The organism is Vibrio sp. 10N.261.46.E11 (assembly GCF_041472735.1).
Classification (GTDB): Bacteria; Pseudomonadota; Gammaproteobacteria; order Enterobacterales; family Vibrionaceae; genus Vibrio.
This window is the reverse complement of record NZ_JBFRQW010000033.1, coordinates 3,011-26,924: the sequence shown is the minus strand read 5'-3', so window position 1 is coordinate 26,924 and position 23,914 is coordinate 3,011. Positions and strand designations below refer to the sequence as shown.

General features: G+C 44.2%; 28 protein-coding genes and 4 tRNA genes. 16 read left to right on the top strand and 16 right to left on the bottom strand.

The genetic code is table 11. The features are described from left to right. Positions 1-10: 10 nt before the first annotated feature. Positions 11-1,048 carry a type IV pilus twitching motility protein PilT gene (locus tag AB4407_RS11265; protein ID WP_123284041.1) on the bottom strand — a complete coding sequence of 346 codons (1,038 nt, stop codon included), beginning with the start codon at positions 1,046-1,048 and terminating at the stop codon, positions 11-13. Between the two features lie 26 nt (positions 1,049-1,074). Here AB4407_RS11265 and AB4407_RS11260 point away from each other — a divergent pair, with 26 nt between their 5' ends. From AB4407_RS11260 to yggU, 4 genes are all read left to right on the top strand, one after another. After that, positions 1,075-1,779, top strand: a complete 705-nt coding sequence (locus tag AB4407_RS11260; RefSeq protein ID WP_048659420.1) for a YggS family pyridoxal phosphate-dependent enzyme — start codon at positions 1,075-1,077, stop codon at positions 1,777-1,779. 82 nt (positions 1,780-1,861) lie between these two features. After that, positions 1,862-2,680 carry a pyrroline-5-carboxylate reductase gene (gene proC / locus AB4407_RS11255; protein ID WP_123284040.1) on the top strand — a complete coding sequence of 273 codons (819 nt, stop codon included), beginning with the start codon at positions 1,862-1,864 and terminating at the stop codon, positions 2,678-2,680. A gap of 76 nt (positions 2,681-2,756) precedes the next feature. Then, positions 2,757-3,314 (top strand): YggT family protein, encoded by a 558-nt coding sequence (locus tag AB4407_RS11250; protein ID WP_017067798.1) that lies wholly within the window; start codon positions 2,757-2,759, stop codon positions 3,312-3,314. Positions 3,315-3,343: 29 nt separating this feature from the next. Further along, complete coding sequence (gene yggU, locus AB4407_RS11245) at positions 3,344-3,634, top strand: DUF167 family protein YggU (protein WP_009847703.1); 291 nt, start codon at positions 3,344-3,346, stop codon at positions 3,632-3,634. 104 nt (positions 3,635-3,738) lie between these two features. On the opposite strand, the gene AB4407_RS11240 is transcribed toward yggU, so the two are convergent. The 13 genes from AB4407_RS11240 to AB4407_RS11180 form a co-directional block, all read right to left on the bottom strand. Further along, positions 3,739-5,571 carry a hypothetical protein gene (locus AB4407_RS11240; protein ID WP_372120602.1) on the bottom strand — a complete coding sequence of 611 codons (1,833 nt, stop codon included), beginning with the start codon at positions 5,569-5,571 and terminating at the stop codon, positions 3,739-3,741. A 35-nt stretch (positions 5,572-5,606) separates the two neighbouring features. Further along, positions 5,607-5,819 carry a GpE family phage tail protein gene (locus AB4407_RS11235; protein WP_372120601.1) on the bottom strand — a complete coding sequence of 71 codons (213 nt, stop codon included), beginning with the start codon at positions 5,817-5,819 and terminating at the stop codon, positions 5,607-5,609. Then, positions 5,765-6,064: a phage tail assembly protein gene (locus tag AB4407_RS11230; RefSeq protein ID WP_372120600.1), complete on the bottom strand. Its 300-nt coding sequence runs from the start codon at positions 6,062-6,064 to the stop codon at positions 5,765-5,767. Before AB4407_RS11230 ends, AB4407_RS11235 begins: the two co-directional genes overlap by 55 nt. A 100-nt stretch (positions 6,065-6,164) precedes the next feature. After that, positions 6,165-7,193: a P2 family phage major capsid protein gene (locus tag AB4407_RS11225; RefSeq protein ID WP_372120599.1), complete on the bottom strand. Its 1,029-nt coding sequence runs from the start codon at positions 7,191-7,193 to the stop codon at positions 6,165-6,167. Between the two features lie 43 nt (positions 7,194-7,236). Continuing rightward, positions 7,237-7,482 (bottom strand): hypothetical protein, encoded by a 246-nt coding sequence (locus AB4407_RS11220; protein ID WP_372120598.1) that lies wholly within the window; start codon positions 7,480-7,482, stop codon positions 7,237-7,239. 22 nt (positions 7,483-7,504) lie between these two features. Further along, positions 7,505-7,681 (bottom strand): ogr/Delta-like zinc finger family protein, encoded by a 177-nt coding sequence (locus tag AB4407_RS11215; RefSeq protein ID WP_372120666.1) that lies wholly within the window; start codon positions 7,679-7,681, stop codon positions 7,505-7,507. 420 nt (positions 7,682-8,101) lie between these two features. Further along, entirely contained in the window at positions 8,102-8,713 is a 612-nt protein-coding gene (locus AB4407_RS11210) for a hypothetical protein (protein ID WP_372120597.1), read from the bottom strand. 947 nt (positions 8,714-9,660) lie between these two features. Then, on the bottom strand, positions 9,661-9,885 hold the full coding sequence (locus AB4407_RS11205) for an ogr/Delta-like zinc finger family protein (RefSeq protein WP_372120665.1): 225 nt from the start codon (positions 9,883-9,885) through the stop codon (positions 9,661-9,663). Positions 9,886-9,940: 55 nt separating this feature from the next. Further along, entirely contained in the window at positions 9,941-10,399 is a 459-nt protein-coding gene (locus AB4407_RS11200; protein ID WP_372120596.1) for a hypothetical protein, read from the bottom strand. 47 nt (positions 10,400-10,446) lie between these two features. Further along, positions 10,447-11,004, bottom strand: a complete 558-nt coding sequence (locus AB4407_RS11195; RefSeq protein WP_372120595.1) for a hypothetical protein — start codon at positions 11,002-11,004, stop codon at positions 10,447-10,449. A gap of 80 nt (positions 11,005-11,084) precedes the next feature. Then, positions 11,085-13,739 (bottom strand): toprim domain-containing protein, encoded by a 2,655-nt coding sequence (locus tag AB4407_RS11190; RefSeq protein WP_372120594.1) that lies wholly within the window; start codon positions 13,737-13,739, stop codon positions 11,085-11,087. A gap of 243 nt (positions 13,740-13,982) precedes the next feature. Further along, positions 13,983-14,243, bottom strand: a complete 261-nt coding sequence (locus AB4407_RS11185) for a hypothetical protein (RefSeq protein ID WP_372120593.1) — start codon at positions 14,241-14,243, stop codon at positions 13,983-13,985. A 10-nt stretch (positions 14,244-14,253) separates the two neighbouring features. After that, the gene (locus AB4407_RS11180) at positions 14,254-14,484 is read right to left on the bottom strand and encodes a DNA-binding protein (protein ID WP_372120592.1); all 231 of its coding nucleotides are present in this window, start codon (positions 14,482-14,484) and stop codon (positions 14,254-14,256) included. 112 nt (positions 14,485-14,596) lie between these two features. Between AB4407_RS11180 and AB4407_RS11175 the strand changes: the two genes are divergently transcribed. From AB4407_RS11175 to hemW, 5 genes are all read left to right on the top strand, one after another. Next, positions 14,597-15,256, top strand: coding sequence for an XRE family transcriptional regulator (locus AB4407_RS11175; protein WP_372120591.1), 660 nt, complete (start codon positions 14,597-14,599; stop codon positions 15,254-15,256). Continuing rightward, complete coding sequence (locus tag AB4407_RS11170; RefSeq protein WP_372120590.1) at positions 15,253-16,227, top strand: tyrosine-type recombinase/integrase; 975 nt, start codon at positions 15,253-15,255, stop codon at positions 16,225-16,227. The genes AB4407_RS11175 and AB4407_RS11170 overlap by 4 nt, the downstream gene beginning before the upstream one ends. 136 nt (positions 16,228-16,363) lie before the next feature. Continuing rightward, on the top strand, positions 16,364-16,795 hold the full coding sequence (locus AB4407_RS11165) for a DUF4426 domain-containing protein (RefSeq protein ID WP_048662968.1): 432 nt from the start codon (positions 16,364-16,366) through the stop codon (positions 16,793-16,795). Between the two features lie 46 nt (positions 16,796-16,841). Further along, positions 16,842-17,441 carry an XTP/dITP diphosphatase gene (locus AB4407_RS11160; protein ID WP_123284039.1) on the top strand — a complete coding sequence of 200 codons (600 nt, stop codon included), beginning with the start codon at positions 16,842-16,844 and terminating at the stop codon, positions 17,439-17,441. Next, positions 17,441-18,628, top strand: coding sequence for a radical SAM family heme chaperone HemW (gene hemW, locus AB4407_RS11155; RefSeq protein ID WP_048659425.1), 1,188 nt, complete (start codon positions 17,441-17,443; stop codon positions 18,626-18,628). Before AB4407_RS11160 ends, hemW begins: the two co-directional genes overlap by 1 nt. 111 nt (positions 18,629-18,739) lie before the next feature. Here hemW and glsB read toward each other — a convergent pair whose 3' ends face one another. After that, on the bottom strand, positions 18,740-19,660 hold the full coding sequence (gene glsB, locus AB4407_RS11150) for a glutaminase B (RefSeq protein WP_017629544.1): 921 nt from the start codon (positions 19,658-19,660) through the stop codon (positions 18,740-18,742). A 185-nt stretch (positions 19,661-19,845) separates the two neighbouring features. Continuing rightward, positions 19,846-20,565, bottom strand: a complete 720-nt coding sequence (trmB, locus tag AB4407_RS11145) for a tRNA (guanosine(46)-N7)-methyltransferase TrmB (RefSeq protein ID WP_048659426.1) — start codon at positions 20,563-20,565, stop codon at positions 19,846-19,848. Positions 20,566-20,730: 165 nt separating this feature from the next. Between trmB and mutY the strand changes: the two genes are divergently transcribed. The 7 genes from mutY (at position 20,731) to AB4407_RS11110 (ending at position 23,837) form a co-directional block, all read left to right on the top strand. Beyond that, complete coding sequence (gene mutY, locus AB4407_RS11140) at positions 20,731-21,789, top strand: A/G-specific adenine glycosylase (protein ID WP_372120589.1); 1,059 nt, start codon at positions 20,731-20,733, stop codon at positions 21,787-21,789. 28 nt (positions 21,790-21,817) lie between these two features. After that, positions 21,818-22,090: an oxidative damage protection protein gene (locus AB4407_RS11135; protein WP_010435637.1), complete on the top strand. Its 273-nt coding sequence runs from the start codon at positions 21,818-21,820 to the stop codon at positions 22,088-22,090. A gap of 69 nt (positions 22,091-22,159) precedes the next feature. Continuing rightward, complete coding sequence (gene mltC, locus AB4407_RS11130) at positions 22,160-23,293, top strand: membrane-bound lytic murein transglycosylase MltC (protein ID WP_372120588.1); 1,134 nt, start codon at positions 22,160-22,162, stop codon at positions 23,291-23,293. A 103-nt stretch (positions 23,294-23,396) separates the two neighbouring features. Further along, a tRNA-Phe gene (locus AB4407_RS11125) sits at positions 23,397-23,472 on the top strand. Between the two features lie 74 nt (positions 23,473-23,546). Then, positions 23,547-23,622, top strand: a tRNA-Thr gene (locus tag AB4407_RS11120). Positions 23,623-23,629: 7 nt separating this feature from the next. After that, positions 23,630-23,705 (top strand) — tRNA-Phe (locus AB4407_RS11115). A 56-nt stretch (positions 23,706-23,761) separates the two neighbouring features. Then, positions 23,762-23,837: transfer RNA gene (locus tag AB4407_RS11110), tRNA-Asn, on the top strand. The last annotated feature ends 77 nt before the right edge of the window (positions 23,838-23,914 follow it).

Sequence of the window (23,914 nt, the reverse complement as noted above, 5' to 3'; positions counted from 1 at the left end):
TGCACCTTGATTAAAACATTGAGGTTTCAATTTCGATCTTTTTCTCGATCTCTTCCGAGTCAACCAAGCCTTGAGCCATCAGCTGCTTCGCGTTTTGCTCCATGGTTTGCATGCCATGTGCTGCGCCCGTTTGAATGATCGAATACATCTGAGCGACCTTATCTTCACGAATCAAGTTTCTGATCGCTGGTGTCGCCATCATGATTTCATGGCAAGCCACACGACCACCCCCTACACGTTTTAGCAGCTTCTGTGCAATTACCGATCGTAACGATTCAGACAGCATTGAACGCACCATGTCTTTATCGCTACCAGGGAAAACATCAATGATACGGTCAATCGTTTTTGCTGCAGAGCTGGTATGTAGGGTACCAAAAACCAAGTGACCGGTTTCCGCTGCGGTTAGCGCTAAGCTGATCGTTTCTTGGTCACGAAGCTCACCAACAAGGATAACATCTGGGTCTTCACGTAACGCGCTGCGCAGCGCCGCTTTGAAGCTGTGAGTATCACGATGGACCTCACGCTGGTTAACAAGGCATTTATTGTTGGTGTGAACGAATTCAATCGGGTCTTCGATCGTCAGGATATGTTTGTTGTGGTTGCGGTTTACGTAATCAACCATCGCCGCAAGGGTCGTTGATTTACCAGAGCCTGTTGGGCCAGTAACGAGCACTAAACCTTTTTCGTAGTTGGCAATCTTTTCAAAGATTTCAGGCGCACCTAGTTGATCTAAAGTTGGGATCTCTACAGGGATAGTTCGAAAGACAGCCGAGCAACCACGAGCTTGGTTAAAAGCATTCACACGGAAACGACCAACATTGGGCAATTCAAAAGAGAAGTCGACTTCCAATTTTTCTTCAAACTCACCACGCTGCGAATCGCTCATGATCTCAAAAACCAAACGATGCACATCAGCATGACTCAAAGCTGGGATTCCAAGCTTCCTTACTTCACCATCTATACGTACCATTGGAGATACACCCGCAGAAAGATGTAGATCTGACGCGTTATGCTTTACACTAAAATCTAGTAACTCAGTGATATCCATTTATTTTCCCTTAAGTAAAGTCAGCTATGAGTAGTATTCAACAAAATATCGAACAAATCACCTCACAGATTCGTAGTGCTGAGCAAAAGTGCGGACGAGCTCCAGAGTCCGTGCAACTTTTAGCCGTCAGCAAAACTAAACCTATTGATGCGATTCTAGAAGCCGCACTCGGAGGCCAAGTTGCCTTTGGTGAAAACTATGTTCAAGAAGGTGTCGATAAAGTAAAACACTTTTCAGAACAACATTCTAACCTAAATTTAGAGTGGCACTTTATTGGTCCAATTCAGTCCAATAAAACTCGTCCAATCGCGGAAAGCTTCCAATGGGTACATTCCGTTGATCGCGATAAGATCGCACAAAGACTTAATGATCAACGTCCAAGCGAACTTCCACCTCTACAGGTGCTGATTCAGGTAAACACCAGTGGTGAAGAGTCCAAGTCAGGAACCTCAGAAGAGACAGTTTTTGCACTCGCGGAGTTGATTTCATCGCTCCCTAACCTCACCTTAAGAGGATTGATGTCGATTCCTGCAAACGTCTCTGACTATCAATCACAGCTTAATGCGTTCTTTCAACTGGCAGAGCTTAAAGATAAGTTATCCGCGAAGTATCCAGACATCGATACCCTATCTATGGGGATGAGTGGTGATATGGATGCAGCCGTTGAGGCTGGCAGCACAATGGTTCGTATTGGAACGGCTATTTTCGGCGCTCGTGATTACGCGAAATAGCCGTAGTAAATAACCAACGACAAGTACAAGTATTGATAACGCTTCGCCTTATCCGCGCAGCGACACGCTCAGGATTTTATATATGGAACATAAGAACATCGCCTTTATTGGGGCGGGAAACATGGTTCGCTCAATTGTAGCGGGCTTAGTCGCGAGTGGTTACCCAGCGCAAAAGATTACGGCAACCGCACCTTCAGAAACCAGAAGGTTGCCGTTAGAACAAGAATACGGCATCAATACCACCAGCGATAATATTGCAGCAGCAGAGCAAGCAGACGTTGTTGTGTTATCCGTGAAGCCACAAATGATGGCTAATGTATGTAAGCCCTTACAAGATATCGACTTCAGCAACAAACTGATTATCTCAATTGCCGCGGGTATTAATGCGAATCGACTCAATGAGATGTTAAACTGCCAGCTAAACCTTGTTCGTGTGATGCCAAACACGCCATCACTACTTGGGAAGGGGATGAGCGGTCTTTATGCCGATTCAACCGTTAGCCAAGATGATAAAGACTTTGCTTCTCAGCTGATGCAAGCTGTAGGTGAAGTAAGCTGGGTTGAGCAAGAGTCTGGTATCAATAACATTATTGCGGCGGCGGGTAGTGCTCCGGCTTACTTCTTCCTGTTTATGGAAGCGATGCAAGCAGAAGCAGTCAACCAAGGCTTCGACCAAGAAACCGCTCGTAAATTAGTTCAGCAGTCTGCGTTAGGCGCGGCAGAGATGGTGGTAGCGAACCCAAACACTGAATTATCAACATTGCGTGAACAAGTAACTTCAAAAGGCGGCACGACCGCAGAAGCATTGCGCACATTCAATGAACATCAACTATCAGACATCGTAGCCAAAGCCATGCAAGCGGCAGTAGCACGAGCTGAAGAGATGGAAAAACTGTTTTAGTACCAATCAAGGTAAACAAGTATTTTGTCGCTCAAGTGATATCTAAGCGGCAAGTAAATCCGAAAAAGGAAACAATATGAACTCGATGAGCTTTCTGATCTCGACCGTTTTTGATCTTTACATCATGGTTGTGATCTTGCGTATCTGGCTACAAGCATCACGTGCAGATTTCTACAATCCATTCTCACAATTCATCGTAAAAGCGACACAACCAGTTGTTGCCCCGCTACGCCGAGTTATCCCATCAATCGGCAGCCTTGATCTGGCGACGGTTGTTTTTGCTTACGTGCTGTGTGTACTTAAGTTCGTTGCTCTAAACCTGATTATCTCTGGTGGCGCTGCCGTTTTCGATATTAGCTTCCTAATCTTTGGTGCACTGTCTCTGCTCAAAGCGGCTGGTGGTTTAATTTTCTGGGTTCTACTTATCCGTGCAATCCTAAGCTGGGTAAGCCAAGGTCGTAGCCCAATCGAGTACGTATTCCATCAACTAACTGAACCAATGTTAGTGCCTATCCGCCGTATCCTTCCGGACATGGGTGGTTTCGACCTAAGCGTACTGGTTCTGTTCATTGTTCTGCAATTTGCGAACTTCCTAATGGGCGACATGATTGGTCCTATTTGGTATCAGCTATAATTCAAGTACAAACATCAGGTACTTTTACGATGCCAAAAGCGGTTTGGGCCGAGGAAGACGATATTCTTCTTAGGCTCTATATCCAACCTAAAGCAAGCCGAGACAAGATTGTTGGCTTGCATGGTGAGGAACTAAAAATTGCCATTACCGCCCCACCGGTAGATGGCAAAGCCAATGCCCATTTAGCGAAATACTTAGCGAAACAGTTTAAGGTCGCAAAAGGGCAAATTAAGATAGAGAAGGGAGAGCTCGGTCGGCATAAGCAAGTTCGAATATGCTCGCCAAGCCAAATCCCAACTGAAGTCAAAGCCATCCTATGATGGCATAAATAACGTTATAACTTGTTGTTTTTACTCGAAAAACAAATAAAACCAACCACAAAATGACCACACAATTAAAAAGCCCGCTAAGTAGCGGGCTTTTTTTAAAAGCTCGATGATAAGCTTCCAACATCCATGCTAAGAGATGTTCCTTTGTCGCTCTTCGCTTTGTCTATTGCCACAGGAGCTTGAGATTTAATGGTCAATGATACTTCTGATTTACTTTGTAGTGTGGGTGACTTTACTGGTTGGTAGGTGTTGAAAGTGTCTCTATTTACTGCCGTATAGGTGTTGTTGTAAGTGTCTCTACTGCCTTCGGTGTAGGCGTTACTCTCACCCTGTCGTGGCTCTTTTGGTGCATGTGTTAGCTCTAACTCTGATTTAAGTCTTTTTTGTTGCTGTGCTGATTTTGCAAGTTCCTTAGAGCCGTCATCGTCAGAGAACCATGAGGTTATACCGTCCCACGCCTTGCTAATGTCAACTAGCTCATTAAACTTAGCAATCAAATAACCTACGCCTACAACCGCAGCTGCAATACCTACAGCCATCCAGCTAATGGGATTTGCCATCATGACAGCATTGAGCGCAACCATACCAATTTTGAACATGGCGACTATCGCAACAACTTCACTAAAGTTTTCAACTAAGAATCTTATCGCACCGCCCAATCCTCGAAAAACGGTAAACGCACCCTTTACAAAATCCCGCAACTGAGCAATTACTTTATTACGCTCCCCCACGTCCTTCATGGTTAGAGCTAGATCTTCCATGATGAATGACAATTCAGCCATGATAGGGGTTAGCGCGCTAATTTTCAGTGAATCAACTATCGCCCCCATCTTCTTCATTGAGTCTGTGAACATTTTGGCGTTGTTTATGGACTCAGAGCTAACTGCTCCACCACTATCTCTTAGAAGCTGCTTGGCTTTGGCAAGACCATCCGTCCCCGAACGCAGAACTGCAAGCATTTTTTCACTATCGCCACCAAAAAACTCGTCAGCCATAAAGTTTTGTTTTGATTCGTCGGTTTCGTTGGCTATCTCACGCAGTAATACTTGGTAAGCTTCGGTGGCGTTCTTAGCCTGCATTAAATCATCGTAGGCTTTTTGGTTGCCCGTATCTTTGAAATAATCATTCATTGCGCCGCTTTTTAGGGTTTTCATTTCGCCCCATCGCAACATCATTTCTTTAATTGCAGCGTCCATATCTTCAGACTCTGCACCTGCTAATTTGGCTTGCATCCTAAGAGCCTGTAATTCGCCTATAGGCATTTTTACATCATCAGCCGCCCTTGCCATTTCATTGATCTTGGTTGCTGTGTCATTGATGATCAACCCAAAACCAGCCATAGAAGCCATTACACCACTACTTGCCACCATTCCATTCTTAGCTCCTGCAATGGTTGGCATTTTGAGCTTACCATTTAGCTTACGGATGGGCTTCATGGCTGCCTGAAGTAGGTGGTATTTTTTTTGCAGTTTGGTAATTTCCTTGTTGTGTGCCTTGTGACGCTTGCTTAAGCGTTCACTTTCACCGTCAAGGTCGTACATCTTTACGCCTGTTTTTTTTATTTGCCTGCCTAGCTCTATGTACCTAGCCCCACTTCGCTCTTGGGTGTCTATAAGCGCGTTAAGCTTTTCTCTTTGTTTGGCGATACTTTCTGTGAGCGCAGCACTTGGTTTATCTGTTTTTTTTGATTGCTCTTCTAGCTTTCTGAGTTTTTCGGTTGCAGTATCAACCGCAAGCTCGTTTCTTTTCATTGCCTCTTTCGTGGCCTTGAAGCTATCTATCATCCCAATAGTGGCAGAGTCGTCTTGCTGTTGTTTTTGAATTTTTGTTATGGCTTTAGAGTAATGGTTGGACTCTTTTCTCATCTCTTTTAGCGGGGCTGTAGTTTTGTCTTTCAGGCTCATAAGCACCGATAGGTTCATCTTCATATGGGTTCTCACTTTTTAGATACAAAAAAAAGGAGCTAATCGCCCCTTTCGGATTCTTGTTGGGTTCGCTCAATGGCTAACTCACGGAAGTGCAGCAGTTCATCTAATGTGAGCTTGTCTATCTCACTAGGCTGCCAATGAAACATGGCAGCAATATCAGCGTAGAGTGGCTCAACACGTTTGATTTGTTCTATTACGCTTCCGTATTCACAAAAAAAGAGGCTAGCGTCGTGAGCAGTGGTGCCCAATTCTCCGTCTCAAGGTTAAGCATGTCACGCTCGTTTAGGCATGAGATTCTAGGTATTACTTGAGAGCCGGCATCAAAATCACAACCCCCAATGTCATACAGGCTAACACCGCGTAGGTGTCCGCTGTTTGGTTTGTTTAATTCAATTTCTGTGTAAACAACAGGCTCTCCATTCACTTCTTTAGTGATGGGAATTGGTAGTTTGACCTTTTTTGCCTTGCTCTTGTCTTTAATGGGATTTGTCATAATTTGCTCTTTAGTTTGTTGGGTTTTCTTTGTTTTCGTATGGGCTGGTCGTTATCACCGATTGGCCCACAAAATCACTCACAGCCAGCGCAACACTTGGTTAGCCCCAAGCGTCTCCTTTTTTGAGTTTTACCTTCTCAAACTCAATAGCGGCCGCTTTGTCAAGTTGCTCGATAACGTAGCAAACCTGAGCAGATTCGAAGTTCTCAATAAGGTTTTTGCTGTCGTTTCTCTTGCCAAATGAACGACGGAATGAGTGATTCAAAAAGTAAATGGAGAGGTTATCAAAGCTTGTTACCATGATTCCGCGTGCTGGAAAGCAAGAAGGCATAAAGGCAGGCATTGCTCCATATGATTCTTTTATTTGGCGCAGTTCTATTTGGTGGACGGGTTGTTTTGGGTCGATTTGCTTTTGGTAGAAGCTAGCTCTGTCGTGCGCTACTAGATCGCTACCAAGAAGTACCACTAAATCATTCACATCTCGATGCCTTGCAGCAACCTTGTCCTTTACCGCGCATACTGCATCATTTACGGTTAAGTAATCCCCACCTTGACCAATATTAACGGGATAGCCCTTTTTTTCTAAAATGGATTCAGGACGGTTGTCTCTCAAGGCTTGAATCCAGCCTTTCGTTACATCCTCCCCGTTAGGGTTTAGAGTAACATTTGAGTTGTCGGCTGCTTGCTTACCAAAGAAACCCACTCTAATTAAATCAAGGTTTGAATGCTTTCTGATCTCACGCTCAAGGCAGTCGCTAAAGTTGTCATGATGTGCGTATGCGTCCATTGTCTCGAAAGAGATAGCACAATCAAAATTAATCTGGTGACACTCATATTGCATTGCAACATCGGGTTTTATTTTTCGAGCGGTGCGCGTTCCTCCGCGCAGGGTGTCAACTCGGGCTGCAATTAACTTCCCGCTACCAAGCCCAATCCCTTCCCCCACAAGTAGACCTACAGAAACTAAATTAACTCGACTAAGGAACTCATCAGTCTGTCGGATACTTTCTATCTCTAGTGTTGCTTGTGATGCGTCAACATTAAACATGCCGTCTTGATCATCTGTGTTGTACTTTTTTTGCTTGTCACTGCGGTACTGGTTTAGCTTTTTAATCGTTTCTATATTCATTTTAAGGACTCTTTTTGTGTCTTGCTAATCATTGCGCTCGTGGTTAAAGCAAGGTTTTAGGGGCTGGGTTTGGCGTGGTACATCGCTCAACGGTTTTGAGCATTTCGCGCCTTTTTCGTGCAATTTCAGGTTGAAGCTTGTCGGATGGAAGGGAGGCTCTACCTATGATTCGTACGGGGCTACAAGGTGACGCTAAGAAGGTTGTTTTCGCGCCACAATGGGAATCTGTGCAATCGAGGAAAACTTTCCGTATGCACTCTGTGAGTGGGTTTGATGTTTTTACCCTCATTACAGCACCGCAGGTGGGGCATTTAATTACTACCTTGGGTTTTTCCTTCATAAGTCACGTTTACCATCTCAATATTAGTAACAAACAAAGCGGCGCACATAACGTTCTTGCATTGGCAATGAATGGCGTAGGTATTATCTGCTTTGTCTTCTTGTGCTATCACTCTCGAGGTGCAGTAGCATTTGGGGCATATCAGCATCATTCGCACTGTTTCCTAAAAATAGAACTAGCGTTGCTGGATAAGAGTAATATCAATTAGAGGTGGGCGCATTTCTACAATGGCGATATAGAGTAAAGGGGTGTTCATAATCGTAGTGCTCTATAGTTGGTCACTCTTCGATTGTGAAATTGAATTTTTGAGATTTCTCTGGATAAATGCGCGCGCAGCCACTGTTCGGACTCACCCTCCCCTCCACACCAAAATTCCGCCCCACAATAAAACGATCCTGATTTGTGCATATATAGGCAGATTTTATTCACTATCAGGCCTTGGTACACAAGGCTTTGCGGTGGATTTTGTATGGGAGATTAAAAAAGGTCAGGATCGCATTTGTTCGTTTTTGTGCGCGAGAGTGAACTGAGAAGGGGGGCAATAAAAAAGAGCACCTGAGTGCTCTTTTTAGGATATTTCCTGTGTTGATATGATGAAGGCTCGATTCTTGTGTTCTTCATCTGCGCCCCACTCATTGGGAATGTAGTTTTCCATTAGGTCGTTAGAGCTATCGATGCGCTTAATTACTGGGGACATTTCATTATCAAGCTCGTTCAGGTTGACGTAATAAACATCACGGTCAGCGATGGCGAAAGATTCTCCCATGCGATCTAACCAAAAACGCTTGCCGTCCTCAGTTTGCTGTTCGTCCGTTATCATAATGCTGTGCGAGCGCAGTAGGAAGTTGAATACGGTGCGAGCGAAGCCACTTAAAACGTGACCATGCAAGCCGGTGATTTGTCTCCACACTACAAGTTGGGTGCAGTTCTTAATGGGAAGATAAGCGTTTGGTTCGTTGCGAACGATAGTCTTAACTTTGTAAACCGTCTCCGCGTATTCTCCGCCAGTGTAGATTAGACAAATAATTTGCGTTTCACCTTCTTGAGTTTGCGCTGGTTTATTCGCAACCAAGCGGTAGCCTGCTGGGACAGCAAAATCAGATAAAGCAAAATCAGCCGGCTTTGCGAGTAAAAATGCTTCCGTTTCTATTTTGTTTGACGATGGTCTTGTCAGTTTCATATCGAAATTCGCATTAATTATCTGTGGCATAGTAAGTTTAGCTCTAGATTTACAATATAGAAGGGTTTTGTATAGTTACATACTACAGCATTTGCTAGAGGGAATAAAGTTCACTCTTGCACTCTGCAATCTTCATTATTTTGCTCGTTTCCATCACAACCCACCATGAAACCTAGTGTCAATAAATCGATAAATTCAGAATAAAGCTCTAAATTATGACTTGGTTATTATTTGTTCTTTTGCGACCCCTTTTTTAAGTTCAGCGTCGGAAAACCCTTACTTTCCTTACCACCCCAAAAAACAGGAGCTAACCCCATGATTACTAATACAAAAAATGGTAAGGGTTATTCCATTACTTTTCCTTACCGAAAACTTACTTTCTTTAGAATCAACAACTTAAATTTTCAAGTGGTAATGGATCTATTTCATTACTGGTAAGGGTTTGGTAATGAAAAAGTAAGGATTTAAATATTAAATTTATTGTATACATATCAATACTTTATTTAACTATTTTAAAAAAGTAATGAAAGTAATGGTTTTCCGATGGCGGCCTGAAAAAAAAGGGTCTATTGATGCTTATTTAATCAGTATTTATCTAACCTTTTGTTTTTAAATAACTTTATTAACCTTTCGCAAGTTATTATATTTTTCTCTTTTTGAGGGGCTATTTGAGGCTTTATTGGAGGGGTAATATTTATATTATGCTGCCTTTCAGTCTTACGCCCCTATGTATTGGTATTATATTCTAACTTCGAACTGGTAATAATGACCGCGCTTGATGTGTCGCGGGTGTTGCCGTGTAGGGAGCTTGACGGTGGGGAGCTTGACGGTGGGGCGAAAGTGGCCAGCATAGACAGGGGTATCTATGCTGCAGCTGTGATCTTGATTGTCTATTGCGTGGTGGTTTAGTGTAAAAAAAGACCCAAGACAAGGCTTGGGTCGATAGGTTAAAGCATGCTTAATTGATTGACATCACCCTTGCAAAGCTCAGGCTGTAACCTTGGGTCTGGAGGTAGACCTGATGTATCAATAATGGCCTCAACAGTGGTTAGCGTGCTAAAGCGAACCCCGCAGTTAAAGTTAAGGCACTGCCAATAGGCTTTTCGGGTTTTATTGGTTATCTCCTGAGAGGTAACAATACGAGTCTTACACTCACAAGACGGACACGGCATTAGCATCAAGACCCTCCTCTATTGGTTACTTGGCCTTTAAGGGTGATAAGCCCCCCTAAAGAGGCAGTGAAATAAGGGGAATGGGTGAGTCTTTAAAATCGCACAGTACTTCTGCTAGCATTTTTCTCGCCCTCTCTTCTGGGGTGGTTGAATTGCCACAATGAGGCGGTTGCTGATGGCTGATTAAACGCCTTGCTGGAAAATTATCCAAACGACCCATAATGCACTTCCAGATTTGGCGGTATTCGTCAAAACCAACCCCCTCTGCACTATCAAGAGTTGCCCATATGGGACTATTCCCACCCTGCTCATTCAGCCAACAGCAAAGCCCCTCAAATATATCCGCATTATGAGTAGCAACATCAAATACATCGATGATCCTCCCCGTACTCTCACAAACACTAACCGCCTCAAAACCCCCAACTAAAGTCTTAAATTCAGGTGGTGAAGCGTTAGTTCTTGTGTAATCAAATATCAACACGCGGAGGGTAATGATTCGGCTGTCTTTTTTCATGGTCCATCCTTAACTTCGAGCAAGCTACTTTGAGGGGATTGCTGGGCTTAACTTAACAACACACTGGCTTCTTCATGCGCTAAAGCGCAGCGATACAACAAAATATTTTGCGCTCTCTCTACAGCTCTATCTTTCGCGGTTTCGTTTCCTGTGCTCTTTCGGGCTTCTGGCTGGGGCACAATCTTTCGCGCGCTTTGAAGAGGTAGCCAGCCAAGCACATTAGCCCAACTCTGATCAAACTCTTCTCCGGTTATCAGTGCGTCTAACTCACAATCTACATTCTCAATCACACCCACAACCAAGCCATGATCCCCATGACAATTTAGCCACTCATAAAGTCGAGCGTAGGCTTCTGCAAGACCAATCCCACCAACGTGCGAAAGTCGAGCCCATTTGCGCTTTAGCTCTTTGTTGAACATGGCGTGTGCACCCTCTGGGTGTGTATTAACTGGCGTTGAGTAACTATCTACAATCGCCCCTGTCTTTTCGCATACTCTCACCGCCCCTATATCGGTAACATAGGTCTTTAGTTCAGATGCGGCTGCATCGTCTTTGTTGTGAGTAAAGGCTTTAATGTAAAGCACGGTGATTGGTTCTTTTTTCATAACAATTCTCTCTTATGTTTGATGGGGTTACGCCTTACAACAAAGGCTATCTTGCAGTGTTTAACTTGCCTTAATCGCAACTATTGATTCGCGGATTTAGCTTTGAACACCCAACACCACACTTTATCTGGGCGTGGGTTGCTGGTGTGGATTCTGTTGTGCGCTGCGTTCGCGGCACTACTCACGGTCTTATTCCCAATAAAGGGATGTCGCTTACCCGTTTTTAGCAATGCTTTTAAGTCTGCTATCGGAGCAAGTGACTGCCTCCACTCGGAAGCGACTTGCTGGACTTGGTTAAGGTTTAGCGCGATAACGCTCTTGTCTTTGGAGTGATTCAACTGGCAACCGCTACCCTCTAGGTAATCAACCACCTCCCAAAACTCTTGCAGTGAAATATGATCAGCTTGCACCGCTTTTTCTCTCTGCTTAGCTAACTGTAAAATGCAATCTAGTGATAACTCTATCCACTCATCTTTGAGTTGAATGACTTCACTGAGCGATTCCACCAAAGCCATAAGCTGGGCGTGATTTTTGATGATACGGATGTGTGATAACCCACGCTCGGACAACACTTGTTCGTAGTGCTTTTGTTGCTCGTGATACACCTCCATAACGCGCTTTTCGTTGAGCGTCGCCTTAACAATGAATCCAGATAGAGACTCCATAGGGAAACGCTCAAGCTGCTCGGCTGCGTGTTTAGTGGTGGCACTCTGCGCTGCTCGGCTCATGTAGAGGTGTAGTATTCGCTCAAGCACGGCTGGCGTAGCGTCTACGGGAGCATTCTGCGCTATCACAAGCGCACCTCGAAAGGGTGGCTCGTAGGTTTGGTTGCCGTCTGTTTTCATACCTCTAGAGCGAACGCTGCGCCCGTTGTACAGTGGCTTGGTTTCTTCCCAATCAAAGCCCTTTTGCTTTGCGTCATTCATGCGGTCGCCCTCGATGAACACAACGGGCATACCTGAGACTTGCGAAAGGTTACGGCTTCGCGCTGCAATCGTGGATTTAGACGGGTCAAAGCCCTCATAACTTTCTCTACCGAAAAGCTTCCACATAAATTCAATAAGCGTACTTTTTCCTGAACCAGGTTCGCCTACAATTTCCAAAAATGGAAAGCTCTTATCATGGTGTCGAATCTGCTCTGAAAAGAGAGAGCCAAACCAAAACGAAAGCGCAATAATCCCTTTAGCCCCAAAAGCATCCCACAACGACGGTAGCCACGCTTCACTGTATTCTTTAAGGTTGGGGTTAATGTCGAGCGTAACGGAATGCTCAAGGCTTTTGATGCTGGATTTAGCCACATCAAAATAATCCTCTTCATTAAGCGGGATTATTTTTCCTTGGTTGATAGCAATATCTTTAAATAGGTAGCTCTGGTGCGCCTTGCTGTAGCCTAAAAAGTCCACCGTATCGACCGTCTTAATGCTTTGGGCGTTTTGGTTCAGTATGAATTGGTCTAGCTGCTTACCTGAGCCAGTCCATAGCGCACCCTTAGCAATGTGTAGCAGTCTTTTTTTGAACTCTGACGCGCTGTATAGCTGCCCTGCGGTGAACGCACTCTTAACCACTTCACCCGTAGGAAAATCAATTTTGAAGTAGTACCAGCTTTCATCTGTGACAAGGTTTCTCTGATAGTACAAAGCGGTTGGCTTACAGTTCGCTATCTCTGTAATGCTATTTGCTTCAATTAGTGCCTTTTCGACCAACTCACCCTGTGAAGTGAACGCCTCCCCATCATCAAGGTTACGCATGGCGCGTTCGTAGCGTTCAAAGTCCAACTTGAATTGAAAAAGCCGGTTATCAAAATCAAATAAAAATAGCTGCTTTCGGTTGTGGGCATGTATCACCATAGCCTTATCGGTTGCAGTTTTCGCAGTGAGCAAGCTCCCATAGTGCAAATACTCATTAATGTTCGCGTCAGTCAATCGCTCTCTTTGGTGAAGGTCGTTCCAGTCGGGCGCATTCAATCCTTTTAGTTTGAATGGGGGCTGCGCTGCTACCGCGTTCCAGTGCTCTAAATGCAGTTTTTCAACAAGCTTTTTAGTGTGCTTTTGCCCAGCCTTGTCACTGTCTAGCGCAGCAACAATTCTCACCTCTGGGTTGTGCTCTTTGAGTTCAGCAAGAAAGGCAGTGGGGTAATTTGAACAACTCATTAATGACACCGCAGCGATACCGTTTTCAATCAGTGCCAGCGCATCAAAAATCCCCTCTGTAAGCCAGATGTCGGGCGCAGTGTGGTAGTCAATGCTTGGGTGTCTCCACACCAAGCCTTGATACTTACCGATAAAATTAGCTTTGCGGTTAAATCGGTTAGGCTTGTCAATCAATCGCTCCCAATACACACCCTTAGCAAGCGTGAAGCGCACCGTTGCAGAGCCTAGCTGTAACTTAGTATCAAAGTAGCTTTCTTGTGTGTAAGTGCCTTTAAGGGATGCGATATCTAGCCCTCTCGCATTGATTAAGAATGCGTCCGCACTGGCGGTAGGGTTGCTTTGCGTAGGTTGGTAGCGGTCTGAAAAGGATTCAAACAAATCAGGGTAAAGCTCTTTGATGTGGATTTCTTCACCGCATTTATTCAGGCGACCACAACGCAGAACCCAAGGCGAAGCCGCGCCTGTGTAAAGTTCTTTTTTATGACACTTAGGGCAAGAGCCTTGCTGTAGCCATTCGGAACTTTCCTTGAAGGAAAAGTCCTGCATTAGCCTTTGATAAACATCTTTATATATTTCAGGGTTCATACTACAATCACCAAATCAGGTTCACGCCTGAGTTAAAAAATCTTCCTGTTAAAAGAGCAATCAGAAATGGTTGCTCTTTTTTTTGGATCTCTTCCACCGCCCAACCCTCAGAAGCCCCACAGCAACAACACCCAGACAGGAAAAAAACACGCAAGCCCATCTGAGTATTCAGCGATAGCTAGAATTAGCAGCATCATTGCAATGGGGGTAATTACCCAATCAGCAAAATAATTCATCACTTGCTCACATAGGTATAGGGGGTACACCGTCACAACCAAGGTTAGAGGCGGTACGAAGTATAGAGCCAGCCAATTCAGGCTCTCCAAGGTCAGAAGCGAAATGCGCGAGCATATCTAGCTTATTGGTTGTGCCCTCGCGGAATTTCTCACTCATAAAATGGCGCGTATTATCTGGCGTACTGTTTTCTTGCATGGTGGATTGCTCAAACTGGTATTTCTGAACCAGTCCGTTGTAAATGTTGATAATGGAATCTCTGTGCGTCATGCCTTACCCCTTAAAATGCTCTAAAAAAGTTATCTTTAGCGCTCTCTTCAGCATCAGCTTGGGCGTGCTCCCAAAGAACAAGCATGTTGATATAAACCTTTTTCTCTCCACGCTTTTTCTTTTTTATTGGAAGTCTGCCTTCGTGAACCATATTTCTAACCGATTGAGTTGAGACCCCCCAACGACGTGCAAACTCTTCTACAGGTAAATAGGGTGTATCTGGTTGAATAGGGCTAATCATGTTATTTTTCCTTATACATCGAAATGCAATCAAACAATTAAGTTCCATTTGAAACGTTAACGTGCACGCAGAATAGAACTACTTAGTATCACAGTCAATAAGGTTTTAGAGTATGAATAGTGAAAGCATTAGTTTTGTTGATAGATTAAATGAACTCAGGAACGGAATGTCAGCTAGGCAAATGTCCAGCAAATGCGGAGTTTCGTCCCCTGCAATGCTGAGGTACCTGAAAGGGGAGGCGCAACCGAATATAGAATCATTGATTAAAATTTCTCATGCCTTCAATGTTAGCTCTGACTGGTTGATCGGGTCGTCGAATGTGTCGCTAGAAAATGCACGTATTTTGAGTGATAGCGATTATGTATCTATTCCTCTCTACTCGGCAGAAGCTAGCGCGGGGGACGGCTGCTTTCAGCAAGATGACTCAGTTATTGGGGAGCATCTAATGCTAGCTGTAGATCTAAAGCATCTCGGAGTAAAAGAAGATGATGCCTGTGCAATAAAAGCGCGTGGCGATTCTATGCTGCCCACTCTTATGGATGGTGATTTGTTGGTGGTAGATACTCGAGAGCAAGCTGGCATTTACGATGGTGTTTATGCGATATCCATTGACAACCAATTACTTGTTAAACGCTTACGTTACGACATGGCGAGTCAGGGCTACCACGTCATTAGCGACAATCCCGATCATGATAACCTACTACTCCCCCAAGAAGACTTAAACCGCCTTAGAGTCAATGGGCGCGTTCGTCAGGTGGTAAAGAACTTATGAGCATTAAAAAGCAGGGGGATAAGTACCTCGTAGATGTTCGGCCACAAGGTAGAGACGGAAAACGTTACCGCCGTAAGTTTGATACAAAATATGAGGCAAGCCAGTATGAAAAACACGTACTCGCTACAGCTCATAATAAAGACTGGTTAGAAAAGCCCGCAGACCGTAGACCTCTAAGTGAGCTAATAGAGCTATGGTGGAAATACGAAGGGCAAAGCAAGAAAACAGCCCCAACCTACCATCGGATACTAAAGCAAATTGATATTGAACTCGGAAAACCCAAGGCACACCAAATTACCCATAAAATGCTAGCTGACTACCGCGCTTACCACCTAGATAACAACAAGGCTATGACTACGTTTAATCGCAAGGTTATGTGTTTAAGTAATGTTTTTACCGCGTTAATGGAGGCCCAGGAGTACAACGGCACTCACCCAACTAAGGGGTTTAAAATAAAGCGACCTAGAGCAAGAGAGATGCAATTCTTATCTCACTTAGAGATAGACGCATTACTTTCTTCACTGTCTGGTGATGCGCTAAAAGTTGCTAAACTGTGCTTAGCTACGGGGGCAAGGTGGGGAGAGGCTGAAAGCTTAAAGGGGAGCCAATTGGTTAATGGTCGGGTTACTTTTGTAGACACCAAAAACGGAAGGAATCGAACCGTACCGATAGATGAAGATCTGGAACTAGAAGTTCACACGGGAGGAAATGGCCGGCTTTTTTCTGACTGCTACCATGAGTTTTACTCTACCCAAAAGAGTTGCGATTTCGGATTGCCAAGAGGTCAAGCTTCTCACGTTCTAAGGCATACATTTGCAAGTCACTTTATGATGAACGGTGGTAACATCCTCGCATTACAAAAAATACTTGGTCACTCAACCATTCAGCAAACTATGACCTACGCACATCTTGCGCCAGATTACCTACAAGATGCGGTTAGATACAACCCTTTAAGGAGATCCACAAAGTGACCACAATTAGTACTCACAACCCAATACATGTAAATACAAACAGTACAAAAAAGCCTTTAAAATAAGGGGAAACACCCATTTCACTAGACTAAAAAAGCCCTCCTATGATGGCTTTTTGCTATTTATTGGAGTCATTATGCGTCTATGGATAACAGCACTACTCACCACTCTTATTGCCCTACCTAGTTGGGCTGGGCAGTTTAAAAACATCAAAGATGTCGAGGTTCACTATTCGGCTTTTAACTCGACATTTTTAACGGCTCAAGTCGCTAAGCAATACAAACTTAAGCGAAATGGATACTCAGCAATCCTCAACATCAGCGTGTTAGACAAGGCTTCCCTAGGCAAGCCTGCTACAACGGCTAAAATTACGGGAACAGCAAAGAACCTCGTTGGAAACACCCGAACTTTGAAGTTTCGAGAAATCAAAGAAGGTGATGCGATTTATTACCTTGCTGAGTTCCCTGTAACTCACGAAGAGAACATCACCTTTAACATCGATGTTAACGCAGGCTTGAAAGGCACTGGCCCACTGCGCTTCACACAGAAATTCTATATAGAAGAGTAAGCTATCCCTTACTTTTCATTTATTCACTTATTAGAGTCACATTCCCATGAGCAAGATTGTTTTAGCAACAGGCAACCAAGGTAAAGTTCGCGAGATGGCAGATATTCTGTCTGAGTTTGGCTTTGACGTGGTCGCACAAAGTGAATTTAACGTTTCAGAAGTCGCTGAAACGGGGACAACTTTCATTGAAAATGCCATCATCAAAGCTCGCCACGCCGCGAAAGAAACAGGACAGCCAGCGATTGCTGACGACTCAGGTTTAGAGGTTGATTACTTAAATGGTGCTCCGGGCATCTACTCAGCGCGTTACTCAGGTGAAGGGGCAACCGATAAACAGAACATCGAAAAATTGCTAAACGCGATGCAAGGTGTCGAAACTGAAAAGCGTACTGCGCGTTTCCACTGTGTGTTGGTGCTAATGCGTCACGAGAATGATCCAACACCTCTCGTGTGTCACGGGAAATGGGAAGGTCGCATCCTTACCGAAGAACATGGTGAGAATGGCTTTGGCTACGATCCCGTATTCTTTGTTCCAGAAGATAACTGCGCATCAGCAGAGCTTGAATCTTCACGTAAGAAGCAACTATCACACCGTGGTAAAGCGCTTACGTCACTATTCAAGACTCTCAAGGAGCAAGCTCTGTAATGCACAATGCAGCGCTAATACCACCCGCACTTAGCCTCTATGTACACATCCCATGGTGTGTACAAAAGTGTCCGTATTGTGATTTTAACTCTCACGCCCTCAAAGCCGAGATCCCAGAGAAAGAGTACATCGATGCACTGCTTGAGGATCTCGATACCGATATCGAAAAATATCAGCTCAATGGTATGCCTCGTCCATTGCACTCAATCTTTATAGGTGGAGGAACTCCGAGTTTATTCTCTCCTGAAGGCATCGGGCGGTTACTACAAGGTATTGAGCAACGTATTCCGTTCAAACCTGAAATCGAAATAACCATGGAAGCCAACCCAGGCACCATTGAGGCTGAACGTTTTGCAGGTTATCAAAAAGCTGGTATTACTCGAATCTCAGTGGGTGTACAAAGCTTTGAGCAAGAGAAACTGGAAAGGCTTGGACGCATTCATGGTCAAGATGAAGCGGTCAACGCAGCTCATCTAGCACATAAGATCGGATTAAACAGCTTCAATCTAGACTTAATGCACGGCTTACCTGATCAGAGTATTGATCAAGCATTGGCGGATCTAGACAAAGCGATCGAGCTTAACCCTCCACACTTATCTTGGTATCAGCTAACAATAGAACCTAACACCATGTTCTATTACAAAACACCAAAGTTACCTGACGATGATGATCTTTGGGATATTTTCGACTTGGGTCATAAGAAGCTCGCAGACGCAGGCTATGTGCAGTACGAAATTTCAGGCTACAGCAAGCCCGGATATCAATGCCAACATAACCTCAACTACTGGCGATTCGGTGACTACCTAGGTATTGGCTGTGGCTCTCATGGCAAGCTGAGCTTTGCAGATGGACGCATTGTTCGCACCACTAAGGTTAAGCATCCTAGAGGCTACCTAGCGGCATACCAGAACATGGTGAAACCTTATCTATCAGACGAGTTTGAAGTGCCGAATGAAGATCGCCCTTTTGAGTTCTTCATGAACCGCTTTAGGTTAATGGAAGCATGTCCAAAGCAGGATTTCATTGATACGACAGGGCTTGGTTTTGACTCGATTCAAAAAACGATTGAATGGGCAAAAGAGCTAGGCTACTTGAATGAAACCGACACTCACTGGCAGATAACAGAAAAAGGGAAGCTATTCCTCAACGATTTGCTGGAAGCTTTTATGGCAGAAGAGGACGAATAGATTCGAGAGATATTGTGTAAGGGTTGGTTTTAGGGCCAACCCTTTTTATTTTATAGCCCCCTCTCGGAGCGAAGCGTTCTACAGGACGAAGCCCGTGCTCGCATCTTTCTCTTAGAAAATAGAACGACCAATTCGCTCAGAAAGCAACTCTAGCGCCTTAGTACCTGCTAAAGAGTTACCAGAAGGGTCAAGCTCTGGAGACCACACCGCAATAGTCATTTCGCCAGGAACGATAGCGATAATACCGCCACCCACACCCGATTTACCTGGCATCCCAACACGGTAAGCAAACTCACCAGCCCCATCATACAAACCGCATGTCGCTAGCAAAGCATTCAACTGCTTGGTTTGAACTGGCGTGATGATCTCTTTCTTGGTTTGAACCGACACACCTTTGTTTGCTAAATAACTAAAGGTCTTCGCCAAGTCCACACAGGTCATTTTAAGCGCACAAGCATGAAAGTAATTGTTGAGTACAGGGATAACATCGTTCTCAAAATTACCAAATGAACGCATCAAATAAGCGATAGCAGCATTACGATCGCTGTGCATCATCTCAGAAGCTGCCACAACCTTGTCATACACAATATGAGTATCACCCGATAACTGACGCACAAATTCTAATAAACGGTGTCTTGGTGCTGATAAACGGCTTTGTAATAAGTCAGCCACGACAATCGCACCAGCATTAATAAACGGGTTACGAGGGATGCCGTGCTCCATCTCAAGCTGAATCATCGAGTTAAAGGCTTGTCCTGAAGGTTCTTTGCCTACGCGTTGCCAAATCTCTTCAGGCTTGTATAACACCATAGCTAACGTCAGGCTCAAGGCTTTAGAGATGGATTGCACAGAAAAGGCTTCCTCTGCATCACCCGCTTGAATCACCTCACCTTCATTGGTGTATACCGCAATCGCCAGTTTCTGGTTCGATACGCGAGCCAATGCAGGGATATAATCAGCAACCTTTCCCTGACCAATTAGGGGACGAACTTCGTCTAAAATCTCGGCCAAAATAGCTTGAGTTGGTTTCATGTGTGCTTACTTCTATATTGTTATTTTTGTAGGGTTCTAACATTACTTTCTGTCCTTAAACCTTTATCGCAATAAAAGCCTAAGGACAAAAAAGCCAACATTACAATAATGTTGGCTTTAATCAATCCCACAAAGTGTAAGGTTTAACCTAAAGCAGGTTTACCTTCACTTGTTGTGCTCGAGAATTACTTAGTACGCTTGTACTTAATATCCCAAACACCATGACCAAGACGGTGGCCACGAGCTTCAAATTTAGTCAGTGGACGCTCATCTGGGCGAGGAATGTAATCACCATCTTCAGCGATATTCTCGAAGCCTGGAGCAACTTTCATCACTTCAATCATGTGCTCTGCGTAGTTTTCCCAGTCTGTTGCCATGTGGAAAATACCAGTATCAAGTTGAAGCTTACCGCGAACCATTTCTGCAAACTCAGCCTTAACGATACGACGTTTGTGGTGACGAGCTTTATGCCATGGGTCAGGGAAGAACAGTTGCAGTGTATGCAGGCTGCTATCTGGAATCATGTGTTCAAATACTTCTACTGCATCGTGACACATTACACGCAGGTTAGTTACGCCAGCATCACGCGCTGTACCTAAACACGCACCAACACCTGGGCTGTGAACCTCAATACCTAAGAAGTTTTTCTCAGGTGCGTTCTTTGCCATTTCAACCAGTGATGCACCCATACCGAAACCAATTTCTAGTACAACTGGGTTATCGTTGCCAAATACTTCTTTCCAGTTAAGAAGCTCTGGGTTGTAGTCGATACCCATTGTTGGCCAACATTCATTCATCGCGTTTTCTTGGCCTTTTGTTAAGCGGCCTTCGCGGCGAACAAAACTACGGATCTTACGAACCAGTTTGCCGTCTTCAGTATATTCGTTAGTGGTCACTTCACTCATTGATTTTTGCCTGCACATTGATTAATCAAAGCGGGGATTATCCAAAGAATTGCCTCCGGTGCAAGTCTTTCCGTGGATAAATTCCCACACAATTTGTCTGTTTTACATCCAACCGTAAGTGTGGTGCAATTTCACTCCTAATAATAGCAAAGCATAGAGCATGTCGTGACTCCTTTCGCAACCGCCATATTAAAGTGGTATGACGCCTTTGGGCGCAAAGAATTACCTTGGCAACAAAACAAAACCGCCTACACCGTTTGGCTATCTGAAATCATGCTTCAGCAGACTCAAGTGGCCACGGTGATTCCATACTACCGGCGCTTTTTAGAACGCTTTCCAACGGTTACTGACCTAGCGAACGCCGAACAAGATGAGGTGCTGCACTTATGGACAGGGCTTGGTTACTACGCACGAGCTCGCAATCTACATAAAGCAGCCAAGATCGTTGCTGAGCAATATGGTGGTGAATTTCCGCTTTCTATCGAAGAGATGAACGCGCTACCGGGCATAGGTCGCTCGACGGCAGCTGCAGTGCTGTCTTCGGTTCACAAACTTCCTCATGCGATTCTTGATGGCAATGTAAAACGAACACTTGCGAGAAGCTTTGCCGTAGAAGGTTGGCCAGGACAAAAGAAAGTCGAGAACCAGCTCTGGGAACACGCCGAAGCACACACACCGAAGAAAGATGTCGATAAGTACAATCAAGCAATGATGGATATGGGCGCGATGGTTTGCACCCGTAGCAAGCCTAAATGTGCGTTGTGCCCGATTGAAAGCATGTGTGAAGCCAAGAAACTTGATAAACAACTCGACTTTCCAGGTAAGAAACCTAAGAAAGAAAAACCAGTAAAAGAAACATGGTTTGTGATTCTGTACCACAACAATCAAGTATGGCTCGAACAACGCCCTCAATCTGGTATCTGGGGAGGACTATTCTGTTTCCCTCAAAATGAAAACGCAGAGATCGAACATCAACTAGACCTTCGTTCGATCAAAGACAATGAAACCGATTCGATCAAGACCATGATTGCGTTTCGACATACTTTCAGCCACTACCACTTAGATATCACGCCTGTACTAGTAAAATTAGATAAACAACCAGATTTGATAATGGAAGGGACTAAAGGTCTCTGGTATAACTTATCAAAACCGGAAGAAATTGGCCTAGCCGCTCCTGTAAAGCAGCTTATTGAGAGCCTACCCTTTGAACTGAACGACGTTTGAATCAACGAACGCGATAAGAGGAACCACTATGAGCCGCACTGTATTTTGTGCTCGCCTTCAAAAAGATGCTGAAGGCCTAGATTTTCAACTTTACCCGGGTGACCTAGGTAAGCGTATCTTTGACAACGTATCTAAAGAAGCTTGGGGACAATGGCAAAGTAAGCAAACTATGCTTATCAATGAAAAGAAGCTGAACATGATGGATCCTGAGCATCGTAAACTTCTTGAAACTGAGATGGTTAACTTCCTTTTCGAAGGTAAAGATGTCGTTATTGATGGCTATACCCCGCCTAGCGAATAAGACATTTATTTAAATAAATTTTAATGACATCATGGTTTACGCCGCGATGTCATTTTTGTATGAGGAACTATGAAAAAGCTAAGTTACTTGCTAACAGCCATGTTGTTAACAGGGTGCAGTCGTGAATTTGTCGAGAGCATTTATGATGTTAACTACGAACCAACCAACCGGTTTGTAAGTAATTTGGCAGAACTACCAGGGCAATTTGAAAAAGATACTGGTGCGTTGGATGCTTTGATTAGTAGCTTTTCAGGCAATATCCAAAAGCGCTGGGGCAGCAATGAAGTAAAGATGGCAGGTAAGAGTAACTATGTGAAATACATAGACAATTATCTAAGCCGTTCAGAAGTTAACTTCAGTCAAGGTATCATAACGGTAGAAACCGTCTCCTTAACAGATCCTAAAAAGCACCTCAAAAATGCGATCATGACGACGCTCCTGACACCCGATGATCCAGCTCATGTTGATCTATTCTCCTCTAAAAGCATAAAGCTAGAAGGTCAACCCTTCCTCTACAACCAAGTCGTAGACCAAGAGAAAAAGCCCATCCAATGGACATGGCGTGCTAACAAATTCGCAGATTACCTGATCGCCAATAACCTAAAAACCAAAGAAGTCGACTTTAAAAAAGCCTACTACGTCGAAATCCCAATGGTGGCAGATCATGCGAGCAAACGTAGTTATAAGTATGCCGACATAGTACAACGAGCATCTCAACGCTATGACATCCCTGAAGACTTGATCTATGCAATCATCAAGACAGAAAGCAGCTTCAACCCTTACGCGGTGAGCTGGGCAAATGCTTATGGTCTTATGCAGGTGGTACCTAAAACCGCTGGACGAGATGTCTTTAAGCTCGTTAAAAAGAAACCTGGAGAACCAAGTCCTGAGTACTTATTCAATCCAGAAAACAACATTGATGCAGGCACCGCATACTTTTACATCCTTAAAAATCGTTATTTAAAAGACGTAAAACACCCAACCACGCTTGAGTACAGTATGATCTCTGCATACAACGGCGGCACTGGTGGCGTGCTCAATACTTTCAGTAAGGATAGAAAGCGAGCAATGCGTGACTTAAATTCATTGCAACCGAGTCAAGCTTACTGGGCACTAACAAAGAAACATCCCAATAAAGAGTCGCGCCGATACTTAGAGAAAGTAACAAAATTCAAGAAAGATTTTAACCAAGGTAAAACGTAAGCCTCACTTTTGAATAAAAAAACAACTAACGAACGTTTTTTTTAGTTATTTTCAAAAAATGTGTTGACGGTTATGCAGAAAATCCGTTTAATAGCGCTCCGTTGCCCGGATAGCTCAGTCGGTAGAGCAGAGGATTGAAAATCCTCGTGTCGGTGGTTCGATTCCGCCTCCGGGCACCACAATTTGATTTGTTGGTGTCAACACTCTTTAACAGGGAGTAGCAACACGGACAAAAGCATAAAGAATTTAGTGTGCCGACTTAGCTCAGTAGGTAGAGCAACTGACTTGTAATCAGTAGGTCACCAGTTCGACTCCGGTAGTCGGCACCATTCTTTTGCCTCGATAGCTCAGTCGGTAGAGCAGCGGATTGAAAATCCGCGTGTCGGTGGTTCGATTCCGCCTCGAGGCACCATTATTTGGTACTTAACAAATAATGGTCTTCATAGACCTGATGTTGAGACAAGTAATTCCCCTTTAGTTCAGTTGGTAGAACGGCGGACTGTTAATCCGTATGTCGCAAGTTCAAGTCTTGCAAGGGGAGCCATTTTCAAGAACTTCATTTTATATGAGGTTTTAAATTAGAGAGTTTACTCTCTAAAGCAAAGAATTTAGTGTGCCGAC